At 58.6% G+C, this 23326-nt stretch carries 17 protein-coding genes and 1 pseudogene; 8 read left to right on the top strand and 10 right to left on the bottom strand.

What is annotated here, in order from left to right; all coding sequences use genetic code 11:
* The first annotated feature begins 29 nt into the window (after nucleotides 1-29).
* Genes GC165_02250 through GC165_02260 form a run of 3 tightly spaced genes read left to right on the top strand, consistent with a single transcriptional unit; the run spans nucleotide 30 to nucleotide 5252 of the window.
* Nucleotides 30-236, top strand: a complete 207-nt coding sequence (locus GC165_02250) for a YHS domain-containing protein (protein ID MBI1331680.1) — start codon at nucleotides 30-32, stop codon at nucleotides 234-236.
* Nucleotides 237-258: 22 nt separating this feature from the next.
* Entirely contained in the window at nucleotides 259-2004 is a 1746-nt protein-coding gene (locus GC165_02255; GenBank protein MBI1331681.1) for an HlyD family efflux transporter periplasmic adaptor subunit, read from the top strand.
* Complete coding sequence (locus tag GC165_02260; protein ID MBI1331682.1) at nucleotides 2001-5252, top strand: AcrB/AcrD/AcrF family protein; 3252 nt, start codon at nucleotides 2001-2003, stop codon at nucleotides 5250-5252. The genes GC165_02255 and GC165_02260 overlap by 4 nt, the downstream gene beginning before the upstream one ends.
* Nucleotide 5253: 1 nt before the next feature.
* On the opposite strand, the gene tsaA is transcribed toward GC165_02260, so the two are convergent.
* The 3 genes from tsaA to GC165_02275 all read right to left on the bottom strand — a co-directional run bounded on the left by tsaA (nucleotide 5254) and on the right by GC165_02275 (nucleotide 10373).
* Complete coding sequence (tsaA, locus tag GC165_02265; protein MBI1331683.1) at nucleotides 5254-6111, bottom strand: tRNA (N6-threonylcarbamoyladenosine(37)-N6)-methyltransferase TrmO; 858 nt, start codon at nucleotides 6109-6111, stop codon at nucleotides 5254-5256.
* On the bottom strand, nucleotides 6059-9007 hold the full coding sequence (locus tag GC165_02270) for a tetratricopeptide repeat protein (GenBank protein MBI1331684.1): 2949 nt from the start codon (nucleotides 9005-9007) through the stop codon (nucleotides 6059-6061). The genes tsaA and GC165_02270 overlap by 53 nt, the downstream gene beginning before the upstream one ends.
* A gap of 139 nt (nucleotides 9008-9146) precedes the next feature.
* Nucleotides 9147-10373 (bottom strand): PEP-CTERM sorting domain-containing protein, encoded by a 1227-nt coding sequence (locus GC165_02275; protein ID MBI1331685.1) that lies wholly within the window; start codon nucleotides 10371-10373, stop codon nucleotides 9147-9149.
* A gap of 161 nt (nucleotides 10374-10534) precedes the next feature.
* On the opposite strand from GC165_02275, the gene GC165_02280 reads away from it, so the two are divergent.
* Together GC165_02280 and GC165_02285 are read left to right on the top strand one after the other, a co-directional pair.
* Nucleotides 10535-11488: a DUF3500 domain-containing protein gene (locus GC165_02280; GenBank protein MBI1331686.1), complete on the top strand. Its 954-nt coding sequence runs from the start codon at nucleotides 10535-10537 to the stop codon at nucleotides 11486-11488.
* 172 nt (nucleotides 11489-11660) lie between these two features.
* A complete protein-coding gene (locus GC165_02285) occupies nucleotides 11661-12374 on the top strand; it encodes a lysozyme (protein ID MBI1331687.1) in 714 nt (237 codons plus the stop codon).
* Nucleotides 12375-12523: 149 nt separating this feature from the next.
* Here GC165_02285 and GC165_02290 read toward each other — a convergent pair.
* Nucleotides 12524-12856: pseudogene (locus tag GC165_02290) on the bottom strand (hypothetical protein).
* A gap of 100 nt (nucleotides 12857-12956) precedes the next feature.
* Here GC165_02290 and GC165_02295 point away from each other — a divergent pair.
* Nucleotides 12957-13274 (top strand): hypothetical protein, encoded by a 318-nt coding sequence (locus tag GC165_02295; GenBank protein ID MBI1331688.1) that lies wholly within the window; start codon nucleotides 12957-12959, stop codon nucleotides 13272-13274.
* Nucleotides 13275-13354: 80 nt separating this feature from the next.
* Here GC165_02295 and GC165_02300 read toward each other — a convergent pair whose 3' ends face one another.
* Nucleotides 13355-14983 (bottom strand): hypothetical protein, encoded by a 1629-nt coding sequence (locus GC165_02300; GenBank protein ID MBI1331689.1) that lies wholly within the window; start codon nucleotides 14981-14983, stop codon nucleotides 13355-13357.
* Nucleotides 14984-15128: 145 nt separating this feature from the next.
* Here GC165_02300 and GC165_02305 point away from each other — a divergent pair, with 145 nt between their 5' ends.
* Complete coding sequence (locus GC165_02305) at nucleotides 15129-15581, top strand: hypothetical protein (GenBank protein MBI1331690.1); 453 nt, start codon at nucleotides 15129-15131, stop codon at nucleotides 15579-15581.
* Here GC165_02305 and GC165_02310 read toward each other — a convergent pair.
* The 3 genes from GC165_02310 to GC165_02320 all read right to left on the bottom strand — a co-directional run bounded on the left by GC165_02310 (nucleotide 15564) and on the right by GC165_02320 (nucleotide 18402).
* Entirely contained in the window at nucleotides 15564-16346 is a 783-nt protein-coding gene (locus GC165_02310; GenBank protein ID MBI1331691.1) for a hypothetical protein, read from the bottom strand. The two genes, GC165_02305 and GC165_02310, sit on opposite strands and share 18 nt — an antisense overlap.
* A gap of 152 nt (nucleotides 16347-16498) precedes the next feature.
* On the bottom strand, nucleotides 16499-17548 hold the full coding sequence (locus GC165_02315) for an exo-alpha-sialidase (GenBank protein ID MBI1331692.1): 1050 nt from the start codon (nucleotides 17546-17548) through the stop codon (nucleotides 16499-16501).
* Between the two features lie 32 nt (nucleotides 17549-17580).
* A complete protein-coding gene (locus tag GC165_02320) occupies nucleotides 17581-18402 on the bottom strand; it encodes a hypothetical protein (GenBank protein ID MBI1331693.1) in 822 nt (273 codons plus the stop codon).
* A 117-nt stretch (nucleotides 18403-18519) separates the two neighbouring features.
* Here GC165_02320 and GC165_02325 point away from each other — a divergent pair, with 117 nt between their 5' ends.
* Nucleotides 18520-19854 (top strand): M20/M25/M40 family metallo-hydrolase, encoded by a 1335-nt coding sequence (locus tag GC165_02325; protein ID MBI1331694.1) that lies wholly within the window; start codon nucleotides 18520-18522, stop codon nucleotides 19852-19854.
* Here GC165_02325 and GC165_02330 read toward each other — a convergent pair whose 3' ends face one another.
* Both GC165_02330 and GC165_02335 read right to left on the bottom strand, forming a co-directional pair.
* Nucleotides 19855-20862, bottom strand: a complete 1008-nt coding sequence (locus tag GC165_02330; protein ID MBI1331695.1) for a glycosidase — start codon at nucleotides 20860-20862, stop codon at nucleotides 19855-19857.
* Entirely contained in the window at nucleotides 20862-23129 is a 2268-nt protein-coding gene (locus GC165_02335; protein MBI1331696.1) for a glycosyltransferase, read from the bottom strand. Before GC165_02335 ends, GC165_02330 begins: the two co-directional genes overlap by 1 nt.
* Between the last annotated feature and the right edge of the window lie 197 nt (nucleotides 23130-23326).

Genomic DNA, 23326 nt, shown 5'->3' on the forward strand with positions numbered 1-23326 from the left:
CTAAGCCTGCCGCCAAGCCAGAAGGCGACATGAAGGCTACGCCTGTCGCTTTCACCAACGACAAGGGAGAACTTCTGTGCCCAGTCAACGGCGATGTCGTTGCCTCGCCCGATAAGGCCGCTGGATTCCAAGATTACGAAGGCAAGCGCTACTACTTCTGCTGTGCCGGATGCCCGGATAAGTTCAAGGCGGACCCGGCCAAGTACGCCGACGGCAAGGCTCTGAAGAAACTCTAAGCCCAAAACTGCGAGCAGAAGCATGAAACAGGTTCTTGGTTTCGTGAAGAAGCAGTGGTTTAGCCTGCTTCTTCTCTTGGGCGTCGGTATCGGCGTCTCGTGGGTTGTCCATCACCTTCGGCCACCCGGCGCGATGAGCGTCGTCGAAGCGCAGGGCATGGACATGACCGCGATGCGCGCGCCGCTTGGCGCGTTCCCCGTCGAGATGGATAAGGTTGCCAGCCGCCTTGTGGGTGGAAGCTCGGTCTATCCGGCGACGGTGCAGGCGCTGAACGACGAGGATGTCACGGCCCGTGTGGCTGGCCTCGTCGTCGACTTGAAGGTGTACCCGGGTGACAAAGTTCAGCCGGGACAGCTTTTGGGGCGCATCGATGCGAAGGAACTCCAGCAGAAGAGCGCGGCAGGATCGCTCGCCGCAACCGCAGCGAACCTCCAGGCTCGCGCGGCGCAATCGATGGTGAGCCAAGAAACCGCCTCGGTGGCCCGCGTCAAGGCCGAAGCCAAGACCGCCGCTGCCAAGATCGAAGAAGCCAAGGCCCTGCTTCGCTCGTCCCAATCGCGCCTGGAAGAAGCCAAGAGCGCGGTGGTGAAGAGCGAAGCCGACATCGTCGAGAGCCAGGCCAACCTGACATACGCCGAAGCCAACGTAAAGCGCAATCAGCCGCTCCTCGATGGCGGAGCGATCTCCCGCCGCGAACTGGAACAATCCGTTCGAGATCGCGATGCTGCGCAGTCGCGCGTCGATGCCGCCAAGGCTGCCAACCGGCAAGCCAAGGCCGCCGTCTCGACCGCGACGGATTCGGTTCATGCCGCCGAGGCGGCGGTTGCAACCGCCCAATCCGATGCTCAGGCCGCCAACGTGGCCGTCAGCGAGGCCAATGCCAAGCTGGAGACGGCCCGCCAACAGGCCACCGCGCAAGGCGCAAGCGCTTCGGCCACCGCCGCCGACGCTCAGGCTTCTCAGGACATCGCCTCGTACACCGAGCTTCGGGCTCTGTCGCGTGGCGTCGTCTCGGAGCGCGTCGTCAGCCCCGGCACGCCGGTCCAAGCCGGACAGGTCATTCTCCGACTCAAATCAGACGCTAAACTGCGCGTCCAGGCCGACCTGCCTCAGGCGCTCGCCGGTCAGGTGCGCGTCGGTTCGCCCGCCCGAATTCGGGTCAACGGAAAGGTCTTGGAGACCAAGATTTCGAGCGTGTTCCCGTTCGTCGAGGGCAACTCAAGAACCTTCCGCGTCGAAGCGTTGGTCGATAACCCTCGCAACGGACTGGACGTCGGAAGCTACGCAGAACTCGAAGTCTTCACCCACGACCAGACGCAGGGTCTTGCCGTCCAGAACGAGGCGATCAAGACCGCCAGCGATGGCACTCACTACGTGTGGCTCATCAAAGAGGGCGCGCCGATCCCGGATAAGGAGCGGGAGTACACCTGCACCATGCACCCCGAGGTCTCGCACAAAGGGCCGGGTAAATGCCCGATCTGCGACATGCCTTTGGTGCCACGCGACGCCCGGGGAAGCCTGACGGTTGAGCGCCAGCCGGTTGAAATCGGCGTGAAGGATAACTCCTACACCCAAATCGTCTCGGGTCTGAAAGCAGGTGACGAAGTCACGACCCATGGCGACGCCGAATTGTTCCCCAAAGCCGCTGTGAGATCGGCCGCTGAAGCCGCCGAACCAACCGAAAAGGAATCTGAAAAGGAGCCCGCAAAGCCCGAACCGGCCATGCCGGAAGATAAGAAATCCATGCCGCCCATGGAGGGTATGTGAACCAATCCAAGGGTGGGGTCGTTCGTTGGTCGGTGGACCATCCGTACGCGGTGGTGGCCCTCTTCATGGCCATCATCGTTCTCGGATGGATTTCCATCACCCATCTGATGCCGCGCCGGTTCATGCCCTACGTCGAATCTCCGCTGATCGGCATTGTCACCGAGGCTCCCGGCCTTTCGTCCGAGGAAATGGAGACCTATTTCAGCTCGCCTATCGAGCAGAAGATGGTTTCGATCCAGGACGTCCGCTACATCCGCTCTGTCAGTCAGGACGGATTCAGCATGGTCGTGCTTGAGTTTCCCTATGGCCACAATATGCAGCGGGCGTACACCGACGTCCAAGCCATGATGGAGGTCGCCAAGGGTGAACTCCCCGCCGAAGATTCCAACCGAACCCCCAGTTTCATCGTCAAAGTCGATCCTCTTAATTTGCCCGTCCTCACATACGCCCTGACCGGTGACGAGAAAATGGGCTGGACCAAGGCCCGCCTGCGCGACCTCGCCGACAACCAAATCCTCAACCGCTTTAAGGCCGCCAACCACAACGTCTACACCGTCACCACGTTCGGTGGGCATCGTCGCCAGGTTCAAATCCTCGCCGATCCCGTCAAGCTGAAGAGCCTCGGCCTCTCCACTCTCGACATTAAGAATACGATCGACCAATACAATGTTGCCCGCCCCGCAGGGCGCATCACTCAGACCGGCTCTGAACCCATTCTTCGCGTCGATACGCTCGCCAAAAACGCCGACACCATCGCTCACTATCCGCTGAAAGCCGATGGAACGCGCGTGGTCACCATCGGTGACGTCGCCAAGGTCACCGATACCGAGGTCGAAGAGCGTTCTGGTTACCGATTTATGAACAATGGCATGGCGAAAGACGCCTTGGCCATCCAAATTCTGCAAAACCCCGACGCCTCCTCGCCCATCACGATCGACGCGGCCGAGAAAGTCGCCCGCCAACTCGAAAAGGACTACCCCGGCATCAAGCTAGAGGTCGCCTACAACAACGCCAGCTTCGTCGATATCCTCTTCGAGAACATGACCCACGAGCTGATCACCGCCGTGGTCCTCACGGGCCTGTTTGTCCTGCTTTTCCTCGGCGAATGGCGCGGAACCCTTATCGCCCTCACCGCGATCCCGACCTCGATGGCGATGACGTTGCTATTCATGGCCGCGTTCGGCTTTAGCCTGAATTCTTCGACCCTCATTGGCCTGCTCATCTCCATCGGGCGCCTTGTGGACGATGCGATTATCGACATCCACGCCGTCGAGCGGCATATGCGGATGGGCAAAGACGTGCGCACCGCTACCATCGACGGCATCACCGAAGTCCGAAAGTCGGTTCTTGCTGGCACCATCGTCTTGGTTGTCGCCCTTATCCCGCTTCTGGTCTCGGGTGGCATCACGCAGCTCATGTTCGTCGGTCTCTGCTGGCCGATCATTTTCGGCGTGGCCTTCAGCTATGTCGTTTCGATGACTCTGACCTCGGTTCTCTGCTCGCGCTTCCTGCGGCATCCTGACGAGCGACGGGTCACCTGGTTTAGCCGCCTCATCCTCACCCCGTTCGATAACGGTCTGCACCGACTCGAAAAGGGTTACGAAAACCTGATCCGCTGGTTCTTGCACCACCGGTTCGCCAACATGGTCCGCGTCCTTGTCACCGTCATGATCGGCTTCGGGTTCTACTATTTCATCGGGAGCGAGATGATGCCTCTTGCCGACGTCGGTCAAGCCTCGGCCCAGCTCGAAATGCAGCCGGGCACCAGCTTTTCCGCCACCAAAGCCGCCGTCCGCCAGCTTGAAACCATCATGAAGGAAGAAGGGGCCGATAAGGGCTGGATCAAGAAGGCGAGTCTCGAAATCGGCAACGAATCGGGTCCCGGCATGCCCCAAGATGTGGCCTACACCGGCTATGGAGTGCGCATGGTCAACGGCGCTTCCGGCATGCTGACCTTTTCCGACAAAGACACCGGGCGCCCCGACGTCTGGCGTATTGTCGATCGAATTCAGAGTCGTGCAATGGCCGAGATTCCAGGCATCCGACGGCTGCAGATCAAGGAAATGGGTAGCGACGTCATGGCGACGTCCCTCGCGCCTGTCGCGTTGGTGCTCTATGGCGACGACCTCAATCAACTCTCCCACCTGGGCGAGGAAGTTCTGGACATCGCCAAAAAGGAAGTCGTCGACCCGCGCACCAAAAAGCCCGACATCGCCCAACCGTTCCTCACGTGGGAGATGACCAAGCCGACCTACACGCTGGTGGTCGACGAAGACAAGGCCGCAGCTCACGGGCTCTCGCCCGCGATGATCTCGCAACAGGCTTACTATGCTCTGCAAGGCGGCCTCACCGAGTCGTTCTATCGCCTACCCAACCGCCGACCGATCTCAATCCAGGTCCGCTATCAAGAGGATGCCCGCAATGACATGAGTCGGCTCGACGAGATGTATGTGACCGGCATGAAGGGCGAGCAGATTCCCTTGCGCGAACTTGTCAGGTTTGAACAGCGCAAGGCCCCGACCCTGATCGAGCACGACCAACTGCGGCGCGCCCTCAACTTCGGCGGCTACTACCGAAAGGAAGGTCGGCCCAGCATGGACGTGACCATGGACCTCCAAATGAAGGCCCAAGCGAAGCTGAACTGGCCCCAAGGCTACGGGATCGAGGCGCGCGGCGACATGACCCAGATGATGGACTCGTTCCGTATCCTTCTCAGTGGTCTTGCCATCGCCCTCGTGCTGATGTACTTCATCCTCGTGGCCCAATTCAACGGCTTCCTCCAGCCTTTGCAGATGATGTTCAGTCTGCCGCTGGAGCTTTCCGGTGTGTTCTTCATGTTATGGCTGATGCACCAGGCATTCAGTACCGTGTCGATCATGGGCGTCATCATCCTGAGCGGCATGGACATCGTGACGGCGATCCTCATGATCGACCTGATCTTGGAGTACCGAAAGTCCGGTGTGCCGAGGAATAAAGCGGTCATTCAGGCCAGCCCGCAACGGCTCCGCCCGATCCTGATGACGACGATCATCACCGTTTCGGTCATGGCCCTGATCGGCTTCCATCCCAAGTCCGGTCTGGATGCCTATCAGCCGATGGGAACCGTCATCGTCGGTGGACTCATCGCGGGAACGATCCTATCGCTGATCGATATTCCGATCATGCACACGCTAGTGGATGATCTGATCCGATGGTTGAAGGTGCGAGTTCTGCGTCAAGATCCCAATTCGCTGGAGCCGATCGAATAAGTTAGTCGGTCGGACTCCAGACCCGAGAAAATTCGAGTTGGGCATCGCGGTCGGGAATCTTTTCAAACCCGTCCGCGACCAGCGAGGTATCCGAGTACCCCTTGCCGATCGCTTCGATCACGACCTCCTGGTTGTGTACCCGAAAGAACAGTCGCCACGGCCCGCACGCCATGCGCCGCCGCCCATCCTTCAGTTGCAAAATGCGTCGGGTGCGGTGCGGGCTTGGGTCCACCGAGAGCAGTTCGAACGCTCGCTCGGAAAAGTCGATTCCTCTTGCCTCCAGCCAAGCTAGCTGGGCCGTGGCCGGCTCGACGACGGATATCGAGTAACGCGGTGCCGCCGCGAGATCGGCTTCCATTGCATCGATCCAACCCATTCGGCTCTCGGGAAAGGCGTCGATGGTGCGAATGTACGGCTTGATGTCGAGGATCGGCGTGCCATCGACCAGATCGAGCGGGCCAACCGTCAGGGTCAGGCCATCGACTCCGAGCAGTTGAACGCAGGTCAGGCCAATAGGATTGGGCCGATGCGGCGCCCGCGTGGCGAACACGCCTCGCCGCACGGCCGCTCCCCGCGGCGGAATCACGCGAGGCCGCCATGTCTGGTTGCGATGGAACCACCAAACCAGCCAAATCCGCTCGAACCCAGCGAGGTCTTGCAAGGCAAGATCGAACTTGTGCCCTTTCAATAGCTCGATTCGGTTCACCTCGCCCGATTCCGAATTCGGCTGGTGTGGCGCGTCGAACTTTAGGGCCATGCCCGTTCGCACGTAGCCGATCGGTTCGCAGGTCAGGCGGTCCACGCTTTCATTGAAGCACAACCGACCGCGTCGCCGCGATGCCGATCTGGGCAATCTCATGCGCGGTTCGGATCGAAGCATCGGTCATGAGCGCTTCGATCTGGTCGCCCGCCACCTGGTCCCGAACCACTTGGCACGTCCGCCGATACTCCTCCTCATCCGATGGGCTCATCGGCGCGCCCAGCCGCTTGGCCAGCGTCGCTTCCATCGCCATCATCCGCGCGGCATCGTCGATGCGGCCATCCGACAGGAAGACCGAAACCAGACCGGCGATGCACGACTGCACGCCCAGAATGTCGCCCATCTCGTCGAAGATCGTGAGGGCGCGGCAGATCAACTCCAGCGGTTCCACGTCCTCGCCCTCCAGCGAGAGAATCTTCGCCAGGTTCGTGCTGGCACGAGCCACGCCCGCCCACTGCCCAAAGCCGTCATAAATGCGCAGGCTCTCTCGCGCATAGTGCGCCGCCAGGGCCAATCGGCCCTGGAAGCGGGCCCAAATGCTGAGGTTGGAGTACGCCTTGGCGATACCGTCATAGTTCTGCAATTCGGTCTCGATGCGGAGCGATTCATCGAAGTGCCGCTTAGCGTCCTCGTACTCCTCCAACTCCGAGAGCGCAAAGGCGAGGTACAAGTGGGCCAGCGAACTGCCCGTGGTATCGCCGCTTGCATCGGAAATCGCGAGGCTTTCCTCAAGGAAATCCTTGGCTGGGAGTTGCTGATTCCGGCGAATCGACACCGCCCCAAGACCCAGCAGGCTGGACGCGATGCGCCGCTGGTCGCCCACCGTGCGACCCAAGTCGAGCGACTTCGAGAAACCGGTTTCGGCGGCTTCCAGCGCGGTCCGCAAAAGCTCCACCTGTCCGAGCAACTGGTACGCGGACGCCAGCTTTTCCGGCTGAACTCGGCCTTCGGCCGCCGCCACCAACGACTGCAAGCGATCGCGATGCCGGTCAAAAACGCCGTGCGTCTGCCAAAACCAACCGAGATCGACGGCGAGGTCGAGCGCCTCGTCGAACCGCTCGTGAGCCTCCAACCACTCCAGCGCCGCGATGAGGTTCGGCGTTTCTGACCGAAGTCGGAGGCTCGCCACTGCTCGCTTCGGCCCTTGTGCGTCGTGCGCCGCTTGCTTGGCAAGGCGGGCATAGTACTCGGCGTGGCGTTCTCCAAGTGATTCGATATCGCCAACTACCGATTGCTCCATGCTGAACCGCCGAACCAGGTCCAGCATCTCAAATCGCGTCGGTTGGGTTTGCGCCGCTGGCTGGGTGGACCAGATGAGGGCGCGCGCCATCAGACTTCGCAGGATCGCGGGCAAGCCGTCTTCGCGCAACACGTCTTCCGCCGCATCCAGCGTCCACCCGCCCCGGAAAACCGACAACCGACTCAGTGCCCGCTTGGTCGGTTCCGAAAGCATCGCAAAGCAGTGGTTGAGCGCGGCGTGGATCGACTGGTGGCGACTTGGCACGTCCGACGCGTGTCCAGACAGCGTCTCCAATCGCTCGGAAACCTCTTGCAGAAGGTCGTAAACTGAACTCGTCTGAGTCCGTGCCGCCGCAATCTCGATCGCCAGCGGAAAGCCCTCCAGTCGTCGACACAAAACGGCTAGCATCTCGGCCTCGCCCTCGGTGGGCTGGTAGTTCGGCACAATCGACCGAATCCGGTCGAGAAGCATCTGGAAACTGGGGTTGCCCAGCAGTTCTCGCAAGTCGGCAGTATTCGGCGGCACCGGAAGCGGGGCAAGGGCATGGACGACCTCGCCGTTCAGCCCAAGGCTCACCTGCGAGGTGGTCAGAACCTGGACGTTCGGACACTGATTGAGAATCTGCCGAACGACTTCGACTCCCGTCTCCACAAAGTGCTCGAAGTTATCGAGGATCAGGAGCGTGCTGGACGCATACGAAAGACGCTGAACCAACGACTGAGCCGGTCCCGGTTCAATTTCGGTCTGGATCACCTCCGCGAGGTTTTCATCGGGGTCGTGGGGAGCCAACTGCACATAGCAGACCTCGGCAAAACGAGGAGCCGCGTCGAGGCCAACCTGGATGGCCAAACGGGTCTTGCCAACCCCCGGTAAACCCAAAATCGTGATTAATCGCGACCGGTCGGACAGCAGTCCGCGAATCGCGTCCAGCGAGTCTTCGCGGCCATAAAACCGGGAAATCGGGCTTGGAACGTTGTGGTTAGAACTAGCTTCGGCATGCGTCACCGCCATCGTCGGAATGCTTTCGTGAGTCAGATCCTCCACCACCGCCAACATTTCCCGGCTTGGCGCAAGGCCTGATTGCTTTGCCATCTCGGCGTATTCCGCCATGTGCCGCCGGATGCCGCCGGTATTACCCGTCAGCCCGTACAGCTTCATCAGCCGGATATGGTGTTCCTCGACGTGCGGCTCCAGCCGGACGAGTTTGCGCTGCCACTCGATCGACTCGTCGAGGTCGTTGTTTTGTTCATCCATGGTGGTCAGCTCTTTCAGCGCCCGCACGTACTTTTCCGCCAACACCAACCGCTCGACACGCACCCACGTGTCGTTCATGCCCTTCAGCAGTTCGTCCGAATACAACCCTTCGGCTTCGACCAATCGCGCTCGCCGGTCGCCGGGAGACCCAGATTCGTCCAGAACCAAAGTCAGGAACCGCTCGACATCGACGTCGACCAGGTCCCGCTCGATGGCCACGCAGTTTCGGTCGGTCGTCAGCAAGTCTCGCTCGCCAAACTCCTTTCGAATCCATGCGATCGCCTGATTCAGACTCGCCCGCGCCGCCACCCGATCCGATTGCGGCCAGAACAGATCGGCAATCACTTCGCGGTACATAAATCGACCCGAATTCAGAGCCAGGTACGCGAAGAGTTGCGCCGTTTTCTGCGTCTGAAAGGCGTCGATTCTGCGCTCGGGAGACTCGGCGGACAACCCGCCGAACAGCTTGACCTTCCATCGTTTCGTCTGGTCTGCGCTCATGGAAAATGCCGATCCCGGTACCGACGCAGTATACGCCGTGCCCGGCCGTCGAACTTTGCCATGAAGAGCATTGTCAGTCTGCGGAAAAAAAGGCCCCCGCCTCCGCAGTAAGGGAGCGGGAGCCAATGTACATGGGGGTTTATTGGTTTTTTCGTTTACGAGAAATCAGGGCCAGAGCGCCAAGGCCGAGTACTGCGAAGCTGGCAGGTTCGGGAACCGGAACCATCGCGTAAGCGTGGGTTGCTCCGTTATGCACACCCGTGCCAACGATCACTCCGGAATCGCTGATGCCCATCGCCGATGACGACGTGTTCGTCAGCAGGTCCCATCCATTGCTGTTGACCAGCAGGTCCGCAAGTCGGTACGTGTTGGTGCCATCGTATAGGAACGGAATCGCAAAGGCCGAGGAGGCCGTTCCGACCACCCATCCGCTGTCGTTGACGCCCCGGGCCGAACCCTGGCTTGTACCGGTCGGGAGAGCGATGGCGCTCATGCCGCCGCCTGCCGTCCAGACGAACGGAAGCGAGTTCGCGCCACCATTCAGCGAGCTCGAACCAACCACGTAGCCCGCGTTGCTCACGTCGAACGCGATGGCGCTGTTGTGGCCGAAGCTGGTGAGCGAACCAAGCGACGAAGTCGTGCCCGTGCTCATGTCGTAAACCAAGCCGACGGTGACGGCGGCGTTGTTCGGGTCCCAGCCTTCGCCCACGACCAAACCGGAGTCGTTGACGCCAAACGCGGTGACAAAGTAGCTACCGTTGCTGGTGGTCGCCGTGATGAACGATCCGGTTCCGCCTTGGTAGATGACCGCTCGCTGGTTGGTACCGCTGTTGGCCGATCCAACCGCGACTTTGTTGTTGTTGACGTCGTTGGCATCGCCGAGGGTCTGGCCCGACGGAAGCCCGAGTTGCGTGGCCACGCCGTTCTCCCACATAACCGGCAATCGGCTCGAACCGAACGAGGTCGTTGCGCCCACGCCGACGACCGTTCCGCTATCGTTCACACCGTTTCCAACGCAGTAGTTACGGACTGGCGAGGCAAGATTCGAAAGACCAGAGAGGCCCCCGCCCTGGGTCCAAGTGTAAGCCTGGGTTTTGCCGGTGCCGAACGAACGTCCGGTTGCGATGCCGCTGGCCGAAATTCGAAAGCCTTGGGAGGCAGAGTCGGTCGAGTTAACGACTCCGAGGTCGACGATAGTGTACTGAGGTTGATCAGCGACAGCGGTGGCGCCTACGGACAGAACCGCGAGGCCAAGCAGACCCTTCGCGGAATTCATGGTAATCGATTTCATATCTTCTCCTTTGCCAGAGCCCCACCGCTGACTGCTGCGTCGCTCTGATGTTGGGCTGAGCCCCCAAACTGTCATCCAGTGTAGAGAGGAGAACTCTAAAAAGACTCAAAAATGCCCTGGTAGAAATGCGGGAACAAATTTTCTTGCGATTTTTCTCTGCCGACCAGGTTGCTCTGGGTTAATCTGGCGACATGAGAGCATTGGCGTTTGGAGTGGGGGCCGCGGGGCTGGCCGTGATGGTCGCAGCGATCCAACGTTCCGAGTCACCGGTCGATCGATTTCTGAAGTCGCTGACCGCCGATCAGCGGGCTCAGGCGATGAAGTCCTTCGATGATCCGTATCGGACCAATTGGCGATTCGTCCCGGCCTCGCGTGAAGGTATTCACCTAAAGGATCTCACCCCCGACCAAGCAAAGCTCGCCGCCGATCTGCTCCACTCATCCCTCAGCGACGCGGGCTATAAGAGGGTCGAGACGATCAAGGGCTTAGAGAACGTGCTCAAGGAAATGGAGGGCGGAAACCCTGGTCGCGATCAAGGACTCTACACCTTCACCTTCTTCGGTTCGCCGTCGCTAACTGCGCCTTGGGGCTGGCGGTACGAGGGTCACCATGTTTCACTGAACTTCACCTACAAGGGCGGTCGTTTGGTGTCATCCACTCCACAGTTCTTCGGCGCGAACCCGGCCGAAGTCATGTCGGGACCCCAAAAGGGTACGCGCGCGTTGCCCAAAGAGCAAGACCTTGCGTTCGCTTTGCTGGGCTCGCTCAACACCAGTCAGCTTTCCGACGCCCTGATCGCCACCAGTGCGCCTGGCGAAATCGTGACAAGCAACGCCCGCAAGGTTTCGATTCAAGAAGACAAGGGGCTGCACTACGCCGACCTCGATGCCAAGCAGAAACAAGCGCTGTTGAACCTGGTGAAGGTCTACACCGAAAGCCAAACCGGTGAGGAAGCCAAGCGGCGCTGGAACCGCGTCGAACCAAACACGATCGTGTTCGCGTGGATGGGCTCGACCAAACCCGGCAAGGGCCACTACTACCGAATCCAAGGGTCGAAGTTTCTCATCGAATACGATAACACGCAGAACGACGCAAACCACATCCACTCGGTCTGGCGCGACTTCGACGGCGATTTCGGCGAAGACGTCCTCGCGGACCACTACGCCGAGTGGCATCACTCGCCTAACTAGATGTCACGGTTCGGTACGCATTAGCTTGCAACAAAGCAACTCAGGTCGCGACGAACGCAGGGCTGTAAGCCCGTCTTAGTCCTAGCCCAGGTCGGAGTTTCGAATAAACGAAGCCCTATTCATCAGCCAAGGCAAAATACCCATGGATCATTTTCCAGAAAGGAATGGTTGAATGGATCAACCGATGAAACGGCGAATCCTCTTTGGCCTGTTCCTGGCATTCGCTGGAATCGCCGCCGCGACGGCTTTCTACCTCGAAGGCTGGTGGATTCCCAACTATCCCTCCGAACGTGATTATCCCGTCCGGGGCATCGACGTGTCACACCACCAAGGAGTGATCAATTGGAACGCCATACCCAAATCGGTGCAATTCGCTTACATCAAGGCGACCGAAGGTACCGATTACGTCGATCCGAACTTCACCTCAAATTGGAAAGGCAGTGCATTGGTCAACATCCGCCACGGCGCCTACCACTTCTATAGGCTCGATAAGCCTGGCATGAAGCAAGCGGAAAACTTTCTCAGGTCGGTTCCCAAGGTACCCAATGCGCTTCCACCGGTCATCGACCTCGAACTGGGTGGAAACGCTTCCAAACTTCCCGCCCCCGACGACTTTCAGCGCGAGCTTCGAACGTTCATTGAGACCATTAAAACCAGGTATGGCACCGAGCCGATGATCTACACCGAGCCAACCTTCGAATCCACCTTGCTCCGAGGCTTCCCCATTGTTAGAAGGTGGAAACCCTCCTTCTTCTTGCCCTTAAAACACGATGACCAATGGCAGGTCTGGCAGTACTCCGAAAGAACTCGCGTAAAGGGAATAAGTGCGACTGTCGATGCAGATGTCTTCAACGGTTCGCAACAAGAGTTCGATGCCTGGCACTGACAAAAGAAGCCGCTTTGTTCTTCTTCATTTCGTTTTCAGGTCCGACCTGTACGCTAAAGACAACATCCCACAGCCGGTGGCTTGGGAGGTAACGCGATGAAGATCAAATGTATCACGCTCGGTATGTTGGCAATAGCGCTGACATCTCTTTCGATGGCGCAGGGTGGCCCTCCAGGCGGCGGCCCTCCAGGTGGTTTCCAAGGCGGTCCCGGCGGACCGATGGGAATGAGGGGCGGCCCCGGCGGCAGCGAAATCGGCCTGCTCACTCGACAAGACGTTCAAGATGACCTGCAGTTGACGGCTGAACAGAAAACCAAGGTCGCGGCTCTGGCTAAGAAGTATATGGGCCAGCGCGGCGGCCCTGGTGGCGGAGGACCCGGCGGCGGTGGTCCTGGCGGCTTTGGCGGACCTCCTCCCGGAGGCGGCGGCCAAGGTGGCCCTCCAGGCGGTGGTGGCGGAGGTGATTTCGATCCCGACGAAATGCGAGCCCAGATGGAAAAACGACAGGCCGAAGAAAAGAAAGCCGTTGCCGAAATCCTGACTGACGCGCAAGAGAAGCGACTCGCCGAAATCAAGGTTCAGATGCAGGGCAACCAGGCCGTCATGGACCCCGAGGTTCAGAAGAAGCTCGGCATCACCGACGATCAGAAGGACCAGATTCAGGTCGCCATGGATGACGTCCGCGAGAACATGCCGCGGCCGGATTTCAGCAGCGGCGAGCGACCCGACCCGCAGCAGATGCAGGCGCAGATGAAGAAAATGCAGGCCCAAATGGACGAAGCCATCGGCAAAGTCCTTACCGCCGACCAAAAGGCGAAGCTGAAGGCCCTGGGCGGAAAGCCTTTCAAAAGAGTTGACCCGAAGCCTGGACAGGGCCGACCGGGTGGAGGAGGTGGCTAAAGAGTAAAACCGTCGTTCGCTTCAATAAATCCTAAGAGAGAAAGAGGATGGTCCATCGGCCATCCTCTTTCTTTTTGCTCCTACCGGACGGGCCGAATCTTCAGTGCTCGCAGGTTAATCGGGTGCCAGCCATCTGCGATGGCATGCACCGAAATCACGGCTTTGCCGTGCTCCTTCACTTCGATCCGTCGCAACTGCACCCGTTCGTACTTCTTGTAGTCCCCGGTGTTCGGCGCAGTGTAGGTCACCTGCTGGTCGCCGTACCCAACGCTGAACTTTGCCCCGCCCACCGAAGCGACCTCGGTCGAAACGGTGTAGATGCCAGGCTTGTCGATCACAAACGTCCACTCCAACCAGTCGGAAGGGTTCGTCCAAAATCCAAAGTTCTCTTGGTGAGCGTCGCCCTCCACCTGAAGCTCAGAGCCATGAATCTCGGCATCGCCTGGAACCAAGTCCAGGGTTCCGTCGATGTTCTGCATCACCTGTGGCTGAACCACCTGCAACTGGTCGCGAACCTTCAGAACGACGGTCGTCGAATACGGGTTCTGTGGCTCGTCGGGAACCTGAATTTCGACATTCTGCCCGACGTTCGTCGCCTTTAATCGAGTCCCGCCCACTAGCATCGAAGCCGATGTCACCGGGTTCAACAAGCCCGGAACCACGAGCTTTCCGTCCTTAGGCCAATCAAAAACGTGCAGGTACAGGGTTGCGCCCCGCCGATCGGCAACCTTGGTGCATCGACCCCACGCCAGCCGCTTAAACGGGCTGGCCGTTGTGGCGTAGATCGCCTTGCTGTTGTCCTTCATCCAGTCGCCGATGGTCTTCAACCGCTCGATGGACGCCGACGGGAATTGCCCCAGGCTGGTCGGTCCGACGTTCAGCAGGTAGTTTCCACCCTTCGAAGCGATATCGACCAGGTTGCGAATCAAGGTTTCCGACGACTTCCAGTTGTCGTCGTAGCTCTTATAGCCCCAAGTGTCGTTCATCGTCATGCACGTCTCCCAGTCGCGTCCCGGGTAGCCGGTCGCCGGGATGTACTGCTCCGGCGTTTCGGTATCGCCCTTGTAGCCGCCCCCTAGTCGGTTGTTGTAGATGATGCCTGGCTGAAGCTTGAGCAGAGGCAGAAGCTCGTCGGCGTACTCCTTGGTCATGCCAACCGGCGTATCCCACCAAAGGCACGAGACCTTACCGTAATTGGTCAGAATCTCGCGAACTTGCGGCACCGCTACGTTCTTGATGTACTCGCCCATGTCGCCATCTTGCCCTTTGTCCCAATGTCCACCTGCCGCCGCGCCGCCGGGATGGTTCCAGTCCTGGGCTTGCGAATAGTAGAAGCCCAGGCGCATGCCGTACTTTTTGCACGCCGCCGCCAACTCGGCCAGCGGGTCACGTTTGAAGGGCGTTGCGTCGAAGATATTCCAGTCCGAGACTTTCGAGTGGAACATCGCAAATCCGTCATGGTGCTTGGAGGTGATGACGATGTACTTCATCCCCGCATACTTGGCCGTCTTCACCCACTCATCGGCGTCGAAGTCGACCGGATTGAACTCTTTGGCGTAGGCTTGATACTCCTTCATCGGAATCTTGCCCGTGTTCATGATCCATTCGCCGATGCCACCGATTCGCTTCCCGTTATAGGTACCGGCGGGGACCGAGTAAACACCCCAATGGATGAACATGCCGAACCGCGCCTCGCGGAACCATTTCATCCGGGCATCGCGCTGGGCGGGCGTCTCGCCCGCATAAGGATCTGAACTAACCCCTTGCGCGAAAGTTGACGAAAGCAATGCAAAAGTTAACAGCGGTGTCACAACCCCACCCTACCTCGTAAAATTACCGAGGTATACCAACGCGGTGAATAATCCGTATTTGATTCACGGCCTTACGGTGGGGCCGATAACGGTTCGCCGCTTAGTCGAGGCGATCGGTGTGGAGCAGGCGGATGTGCTCGCCGACCCCGAGCGCTTCACCCTCCGCGAAGCCGTCGCCCACCTGGCTGATTGGGAGAAAATCGACCTCGATCGCATCCGGCAGGCCATCGCCCAGCCCGGCTCGACTCTGCAGCCTTACGACGAAAGCCAACGCGCGATCGACGAAAACTACGCCGAAGCTGATATCCTTTCCCATCTCGACCTTTACGCCAGCCGCCGCGCCGAGACCATCGCCTTCCTCCAATCGCTCACGGAGGACCAGTGGAAAGCCGTCGCCTTTCATCCCGAAAAAGGGAGCCTCACGGTGTACGACCAAGCCAACCTGATCCTCGGTCACGACACTTACCATGTCGAGCACCTAACTCAGTTTCTTTAGGGTGCCCGCTTCCATCGCGCCTGCCGCCTGCAAGGCTAACAACAGGGCTGCCGCAACGACGGTCGCGCCAAGGTGATACATGCCCGAGGCGCTTGGTACGATCAAAGGCTCGAGGGCCAGGGCTACAAAATAGGTCGCCAAAGCAACCGAATTCTCACGGTAGGCGAAAACGAAGACGGCCGCGAGGGCGATCACATGACCATTCACTAAGCTCATGAGCGATAAGGGCGAAAGACGAAAAACCGCTCCTCCCATTAGCACCGCAACCAAGGCGGCAGGCAAGGACTGAAGCATCAGGATTTGGGCAAATCCTCGGCCTCGATTCGGCTGGCTGCCCACCAAAACGCAAACGGCCCCCACAACCAGGGAGATCGCTATCATGACCAGTGCGTCAGACGTTTGCGACTGGCCCATTCGCGCGAACACGGCGGCCACTCGAGGGCTGTCATGAGAGTGCTGGACTCGACTAGCGACAAACACCATGACAATCGGAATCATGCCGACGACAAGCGATGGCCCCGGAGACTTTCCTTTGATCGATTCCCCAATCCTTCGCCACGTCAGACCGTCACTCCAAAAAAATGGAATCAGGGCCGTAACTCCAATGATCATCAACTCGATCAGGCCAATGTTGAGAGCCCAGAACGAGGATCGATATTCCGATATTGGGACCGCCTGCCAGACGATGATCGGGCTGAAAATCGCGATCAGGGTGACAAATACGAGTAGCCAAGACTGCTTCCGGATTGTCAGGCTATCGTCCACAAGGCCATTGTAACACCCTTGCGGTGGAGGGGGCACAGACCCTTTGGGAGTGCGAAAACCTGTTTTCGCTTTGGTCTGCGAAGCCTGCTTCGCCGAGGGATGAGGGGTGTTCTTTTGAATCTGGAAGCGGAGATGCTCAGGGTTCAAAAAACCTAAAGCCGAACCGCCCGAATCCCGTCGTTGTTCCATGCGGCAATCACCACACGATGATTCGGCGAAGAAACAACCACCGGGTCTGTGCCCTTGGCATCCAAAACGGTCGGCTTACCCTTCGGCGCCAAGCTCAAAATGCCTCCCTTACCGACCCAAACCGTGTATAGCCCGCTAGGACCCCAGGCGCCCCAGGGCTGTCGTCCATCGCCGATCAAAGCCTCCTTACCCTTCGGCAGGCAGGAAAAAACCTGATCCTTGCGCCGCCAAACCGTGTCCACACCGCCACTGCTGTCCGGCACCACCATCCCGCCATCCATCGGACAAGCGTCGAGTTGCCAACTCTCGCCTCCCAACTTGATCGGAGCCGGAATGTCGTAGCTCGAACCCAGGGTCGAGGTCAAATACATGTCTCGATTGCCGTCCAGCGAGTTACGAAACATGACCCAGAGCTTGCCGCTAGAGTCGTAGGCCAGCGACGGGTGACAACATTCGCAGATCGATCCGCCCGGAGATTGGTACACCAGCCGATTCCGGCTCCAGGTCTCGCCATGATCCTTGGAGGTCGATAAGTACAGCTTCGTACCCTTTGAGCGCAAATCCAGCCAGGCGCAAGCCAGAGTTCCATCGGGGCCAACCGCCATCGCGTGCAGGCCCTCTCGCGCGGCCCCTGCCACATCGTCTACCCTCGTCGGCATCGACCAAGTGATCCCGCCGTCGTCCGAACGAAACGCCACCAAGTCGCCATCCTGACCACCGCCCTGTCGACCGTAAACCGCTGAAATCGTGATGTGATCGCCGTACGCGGCGATGCGTGGTCCACGCCTCATTCCAAGCGAAAGTCGGCCATCGTTCGCAACCAGGATCGGGCGTGAAAACGTGGTGCCACGATTGGTCGAGTAGGCGCAGTAGATGGCATCTCCCCGCCCAAAAACGGCAAAGACGTGGCCGTTGTCCTCCACCGCAAGTTGAACCTCCCGAAAGTTCGGATCGGTGGCGATCGAGACCACTTTGACCTTCTGAAAAGCGAGGATGGCTAACAGGGTCGTCATGCCTCAGTATAGTCCGGGACGACGGAAGTAGGTTAGGAGCTAGCTGGCTCGGGCGATGTCTTGTTCTGGCTAGCCTCCGACTTCCATTGAAAGTACACCGCTCCTGCGATGACTGCCAAAGCAAGAGCCTCGGGAAGCAGAAACTCTTGAGTCGTCAAGTTAAAGAAGCGCTTAGCGTAAATCGACACAAGATAGAGGAAAAATGGTAGGAGAGACCGCGTCGAAAGCAGGATCATCGCGCAATTTGTCGCTAGGCTCAATGCTGATGCCTCAAGCAAAGTAATAAGTAATTGAAATTGGTCATCTGCGCCCGTATATGCGAACGTACCGTAAGCGGTGTGATAGTTCAAAGGAATTGACGAGATTACGGCTACCAAGATGAGAGTGACAATGGCTCTTGCCTTGCTACTCTGGCTCGCAATAGCGATCGGAACCATGAGAGCAAAAAGTGGAAACACAAAGTATAGGAATATCAGAAAAGGACTCTGCGTCATGGGGTGCCAAAGCGGTAGTTCAGGGTGGGAGCCCGAGCCGAATTGGTTGGCAACCATGATGAAGCCGATTGGCACCAAGCCAAACCAGGCGTAGCGCGTCGGCGTGCGGAGCTGAGAAAAGATGCGCTTGTATGTCAGGCCATGCCGCCAGACTAAAGGGAGGATCGCGGCAAGGATCGTAGGCACAAACTGGAGGTAGCTCAAGACGCCCATTAAGGCATCGTATTTTTCGGTCCGGCCCAAACTTCTGGCCATAACCGAAACGCCGATGTACCATAGACTCGAAATAGCGATGAGAATTCCCAGAGTAGCCGACTGCCTCCTCTCGTAATGCCCATCCGTCATCGCCTCTAAGTTCACAACGCTATTCTTACATAGCTTTCGGAGAATGGTGGGACACAAAATCCTTATCCATCGTTATATCGAGCGAATGACCGCTCTGTGCTCTGAATCCTGAATGATTGAGTAATCTAGGCCATGCTCTCGATCCTCGCCGTTGCCGCGATTCTCGCGCCCCAAGACGCTAACAAGACCGTCATCGACAGTCTGCGCAATAAGGGCCTTTCCGAACTCGGCGCATACTCGATGCTCGACGAGCTCACTTCCAAAATCGGCGCTCGAGTCAGCGGCTCGCCCGAGGCGGCCAGAGCTGTCATCTGGGTCGGCGATAAGCTGAAATCCATCGGCGCAACCAACGTCAGCCAGATCGCCTGCATGGTCCCCCATTGGACGCGTGGCAAAGGCGAATACGCCACCATGGCCGAACATTGGAAACTCTCGATCTGCTCACTGGGTGGCAGTGTTCCAACCCCCCACGCAGGCGTCGAAGGCGAAGTGGTCGAGGTTCACTCTCTCAAGGAAGCCGAAGCCCTCGGCGCAAAGGCGAAAGGCAAAATCGTTTTCTACAACCGAGGTTTCGATCCCACCCTCCCCAACACCTTCGCGGCCTATGGCGGCGCCGTCGACCAGCGAACCTCCGGCGCAACAGTCGCCGCCAAGAACGGAGCCGTTGCCGTCCTCGTCCGCTCGATGACTCTCGCCAAAGACGACGCTCCCCATACCGGTGCCATGCGCTACGGCGATGGACCCCAGATTCCCGCCGCCGCCCTTGGCATCCAATCCGCCGACAAACTGAGCGAAGCCATCAAGCACGGTCCGGTCAAAGTCAAGCTCGTCCTCAACTGCAAAACCCTCCCCGACGAGCCGTCCGCTAACGTGATCGGAGAGATCAAAGGCTCCCAATATCCCGACGAAGTCATCGCCATGGGCGGGCACCTCGATAGCTGGGACCTTGGGCGAGGCGCTCACGACGACGGCGCTGGTGTCACCCAAGCGATGGAAGCCCTACGCCTGATCAAGGAGCTTGGACTCAGGCCCAAGCGCACCATCCGTGTCGTGGCGTGGATGAACGAGGAGAACGGCGGTCGCGGCGCAAAGGCGTACGCCGACTACGCCGCCAAAGCGACCGAGAAGCACTTTGCCGCGATGGAATCCGACTCCGGTGGCTTCATGCCCCGCGCGTTCGGCGTCTCGGAAGACAAACTATCCAAGGTCGCCGACTGGCTCCCATATCTCAGCGACTTCGGAATCGAGCGATTCGTCGCCGGTGGTGGAGACGCCGACAATGGCCCGCTGGCCGCCGTTGGCGCTGTACTCTTCGCCCTCCACCCCGAGAACCAACGCTACTTCGACTACCACCACTCCCGTAACGACACCATCGACAAAGTGAACCCGCGCGAACTCGAAATGGGCGCTCTCTCGATGGCCTCCCTCGCGTGGCTCATCTCCGAAGACGGCGATCGGTTGAAGTAGTCAGTACATCGGCTTGGAATCGAGATGATCGGTGATCTCGGCTGGCTGTCCCGCCATGCCGACGTAGGTAGATCCATGCTCTTCGAGCCAATCGAAGAGGTCCGATATATGCGTCGTCGCAAGGGCGATGCAGGTGTCGGCTGCTCCATAGTACAGATTAAGAGTGTCGCCGTCCTCGCCGAGTGTATAGCCGCAGGGGAACACCACGCGCCCCACATCGCCATGAAGCTCGTACGGCTGCTCCGGGCCAAAGAGCCAAGAGTCGCCGCGAAGCTTGCAGATGTTTGGATGCTCGAGGTCGAACAGCGCTAACCCTACTCGATAGAGGACGCCAGCTCCGTTGAATCGAACACCGTGGTAAAACACGAGCCAGCCCTTATCGGTTTCGATGGGTGGACAAGCGAGGCCAATGCGGTTCGCATCCCACCAGGCACCTCGCCTCGCGGGAAGCAAAATCTCGTGCGAACCCCAGTTGGTGAGGTCAGGCGATCGAGCAAGCCAAATTCCCGCTGGGCCATCGGAGATGGGACGATGGAGGAGAACGTAGTTCCCGTCAAAGCTGCGCGGGAAAAGGGCGGCGTTCTTGTCTTCCGGCTGCATGATCAGGCCGCCGTATTCAAAAGATTCGAAGTCCTTGGTCCAGGCGATGGCCACGCCGGGGCCGCTACGGGTGTAAGCCGTATAGGTGATGAAGTAAAGGTCATGCTCTGGCATGAACACGATCCTCGGATCCTCCAATCCCCAAAGTTCTTCTGGTCGCTTGTCCGGGTCGGGGTACAAGGTCGGCTCGGGGGCAATCTCCCAGCCGTCGATGCCATTCTTCGACTTGGCCACGACTAGATGCGAAATGCCGCGGAAGTCCTCGGCGCGGCACAAAAGAAGGGTCGTTCCGTCTTTGAGAGTCGTCGCGGCAGGATTGAACACCGTGTGGACAGGATAGGGCCAATCGCGCGCCGTCAAAATCGGGTTCTTCTCGCAACGTTCGACAAGACTAAAACGTGATGCCATTACATCAGCCTCACAGTGGCGGGATCAAGTTGGGCGATGGGTTGATGAATTCCAGCCAGTTTCATCTCCTCGCAGGCCGTAAGGTAGGCCAGTGTGGACTCCGCACCCTGATTCAGATTGACCGAACTGGGCTGCAAGCCGTCATAGCAAGCGCCGGTCTGTTGATCGCAAAGAGGAATTCCCAGACGGTTCTCCCCAAAAAACCAGTCGAAACACTTCCAGGCGCGATTGCGCCAGATTTCGTCTCTCGTGGCTCGAAAGGCAGCTAGACAGGCCGATATCATGCTTCCTACCTCAACCGGCTGCTGGTCGAACTCCGGTCGCTCTCCGTCCCGTTGGTAGACCTGGTCGCACCCGATAGGATCAAAGAATGTGCCGCCATCCTGTATGTTCCAAAGCCATTCGAGGCTCTCGATCGCATCGTCTTGCATCTGCCGGAGCCCAAGGATTCGGCTGGCGGCCAGATAGCCATTGGCTAGGGTCGCGTTGCAATAGCTCAGGTAGGGTTCAAACCACGGCCAGTCTCGCCTGTAATGCTCCTTTCGACTGTTGGAGAGCCGCTCAGCTCCCGTTTCTGCGAGGAGTTGTAGATTGGAAGTGAATTCTTCTCGACCGAAAAGCTGCTCGATTCCGAGCAAGCCAAAGGCGAGCGACCGCGGGCTAAGCCAAGATTCCATCGATGAAACGGTCTCCCCAAATAGCTTCATCGCGCACTCCCGATGGCTGCGTTGACTACATCGAGCGGCGAAACCAGCTAGGCACCAGAGGGCTCGACCTTGGCTGTCCTCCGAACCCTCCTGCTCGACCCATTGAGACTCGTACGAAAAGAAGTTTCGAAACTTTCCGGTCTGTGGACTCAGTGCGTAAGCAACGAACGCCAAATAGGTGCACGCGAGATCGGCGAGACCGATTGGCGGCAGATCGTTAGCCTCGACGATGAGTCCCGTAAGAAGTAGGGCCCGGCAGTTATCGTCGAGGCAGTAGCCTTCGGAGTACCGCGGCACCGAGAAATAGGCGTGTTGAATCAGGCCGGTGTCATCGGTCATCCGCCGCAGGTGGATCAGACTTAGTTCGGGAATGGTTTCCTTAATCATCGGAGTCATGTCTCTGATCCGCCGGACGGGTCTTGGCTGTGGCACCTCGATTTTGTCGAGAATGGTGTGGTACTTCGCTCCCACGGCCGGCCAATGCATCGAACGTCCAAAGGCGAGCGCCCTCTGTTGGATTTCAATTCGCCTTTCGTCGTTGCAAATGAGATCGGAAATGGCTTCCGCAATAGCCTCCGAGTTCTCCCAGGGAATGAGGATGCCCCTTCCCTCGGACAATATCTCCTCGGCATACCAATAGGGCGTCGAAACGATCGCCTTTCCGGCCGTCAAAGCGTAGGCTAGCGTGCCCGACGTAATTTGCTCGCGCCTTGTATAAGGAGTCACATAGATATCGGCTCGACGTAAGTAGTCAATCAATTCGCCGTGTGTTAGAAAACGATCGACGAATTCCACTGCGTGACCAATTTCCAGTTCATCGACCAGGCTGTGCAAGCCACGTCGATAGGCTTCGCCTTGTTGAGCCTTGACTTGCGGATGGGTGGCACCAACAATGAGATATCGAGTCTTTGGCGATCGGCGCAGGATGTCAGGCATTGCTCGAATCACGTGCTCGATGCCTTTGTCCGGCGAAAGCAGCCCGAAGGTCATCAGGCAGGGCTCTTCCAGGGTCGGGGAAAGAGCCTCAGTGGCTTCCGGTGCGCCGTGGTGGATCATGGCAATCTTTTGTTTGTCTACACCGTAGACTTCCGCAAGCATTTGGATCGCTCGCTTGCTCATCACGACAAGCTTGGCGGCACGGCGAACCAGAGACTGCATAACGATCCTTTGTTCGCTGGTTGGGCTGTCCAAGACCGTATGAAGAGTCACCACGATTGGCTTTTCGACTCCGTCCAACGCGTCTAGTAAGTAACTTCCTGCCGGCCCCCCGTAAATTCCGAACTCATGTTGAACGCATATTTTGTCAACTTCGCTTGAGCCAAGGTAGCTCGCTGCTTTGCAGTAATCACCCTGCTCATGTTTCCGAATTGTCTGAAAAACCTCGGGAGGAAACCCCACTGGATTTGCGCCGTCGTCAACGGCCAGTACCTTAAGTCGGACGTCGCTGCGCTGAGGCTCCATTGCGTCGAATAGGTTCTTCGCGAAGGTCGAAATTCCACACTGAATGGGCACATAGTTGCTCAGAAAGGCAATTGTTTGTTGAGTAGGACATTTAATCATCGTGACTTCCAATCAGGTGCCTTCGCGGCGTGGTCCGTACCCTTGAGGACGTCCTTCAGTGTGGAGAGATCACTTCTCTAGGTCTTGGGCCCGACCTTACAGGCTGTGAAGAGCTAGGTCCAAAGGAGCTTGATTCCGTAGCTGGAAGACCTCTTCGTTGGTCCCAATGGACCCATTTTTCAGAATGCCACAACGGG

Source organism: Armatimonadota bacterium (genome assembly GCA_016125185.1).
Taxonomy (GTDB): Bacteria; Armatimonadota; Fimbriimonadia; order Fimbriimonadales; family Fimbriimonadaceae; genus Fimbriimonas.